The 1,307-nt window shown below is 70.8% G+C and carries 2 protein-coding genes; both read left to right on the forward strand.

Going from position 1 to position 1,307, the window contains the following annotated elements:
• A partial coding sequence (locus tag QWJ90_RS14835; protein ID WP_290108646.1) for an SDR family oxidoreductase occupies positions 1-297 on the forward strand: 297 nt, incomplete at its 5' end.
• 17 nt (positions 298-314) lie between these two features.
• Positions 315-1,307, forward strand: a 993-nt coding sequence (locus QWJ90_RS14840) for a zinc-binding dehydrogenase (RefSeq protein WP_290108647.1), incomplete at its 3' end; no start/stop codon positions are given.

A 1,307-nucleotide genomic window follows, 5' to 3' on the forward strand; every position in this document is an offset into this window, starting at 1 on the left:
CCGTATTCGGCGTCGAAGGGCGGGGTGGCGATGCTGACGAAGGGGATGGCGGCGGATCTTGCGCGGTTCAATGTGCAGGTCAACGCGATCTCGCCGGGGTACTTCGCGACGGAGATGAATCGGGCGCTGGTGGAGGACGAGGCATTCAACGCGTGGCTCATCCAGCGCACTCCGGCTCAGCGGTGGGGGGATTTCCGGGAGCTGTGGGGGACGTTGCTGTATCTCGTCTCGGATGCGTCGAGCTTCGTGTCGGGTCAGAACATCTTCGTCGATGGCGGGATGACGGCGGTCGTATGAGCGAGGGGGAGGCGATGATGCGCGCGGCGTTCATCGATGGCAAGGAGCAGATCGCTGTTCGGGACGCTCCGGCGCCCGAGCCGGGGGCGGGGCAGGTGCGGCTGCGGGTGGAGTACGTGGGGATCTGCGGGTCGGATCTGCACTACTACTTCGAGGGCGCGAACGGGGAGTACGTCGTCCGGGAGCCTCTCGTGCCGGGGCACGAGCTGTCGGGGCGGGTGGATGTTGATCCGTCGGGGCGGCTGGCGTCGGGCACGCCGGTGACGGTGCACCCCGCGCGATTCGGTTCTTCCGAGCGGGGGATCGAGGAGGATCCGCACCTGTGGCCGGGCGGGTCGTACCTCGGCAGCGCGTCGACGTGGCCGCACACGCAGGGGGCGATGAGTGAGCTGCTCGTGGTGGGGGAGGACATGGTCCGGGTGCTGCCGGAGGGGCTGGGCGTGCGGCGGGCCGTGCTCGCCGAGCCGCTCGCGGTCGCCCTGCACGCTGTGACGCGAGCAGGAGATCTCGCCGGGACGCGGGTGCTGGTGTCGGGGGCGGGGCCGATCGGGTTGCTCGCGGTCGCGGCCGCGCGTGCCCGGGGCGCTGAGCACATCACCGTCAGTGATGTGCTCGAGGCGCCGCTTGAGCGGGCCCGCGCTCTGGGCGCGGACGCGGTGGTGCGGATCGGGGTGGACGAGCTGCCGGCGAACGCGTTCGACGTGGTGCTGGAGTGCTCGGGGGCGCCGGTGGCGATCTCGTCGGCGGGTGCGGCGGTGCGCCGCAAGGGCGTGGTGGTGCAGGTCGGGATGGTGCCCAACGAGCCGCGGCCGGTGAACCTGGCCCCGTTCATCTCGAAGGAGGTCGCGCTCGTGGGCACGTTCCGGTTCCACGACGAGATCGACGAGGCCGTGACGCTGCTGGCGGCACGGCCCGAGATCGAGCAGGTCGTCACCCACGTCGTGCCGCTCCACGACGTCGCCGACGCCTTCGCCCTCGCCCGCGACTCGCAGACATCGAGCAAGGTCGTC

The organism is Microbacterium oryzae (assembly GCF_030406385.1).
Lineage (GTDB): Bacteria > Actinomycetota > Actinomycetes > Actinomycetales > Microbacteriaceae > Microbacterium > Microbacterium oryzae_A.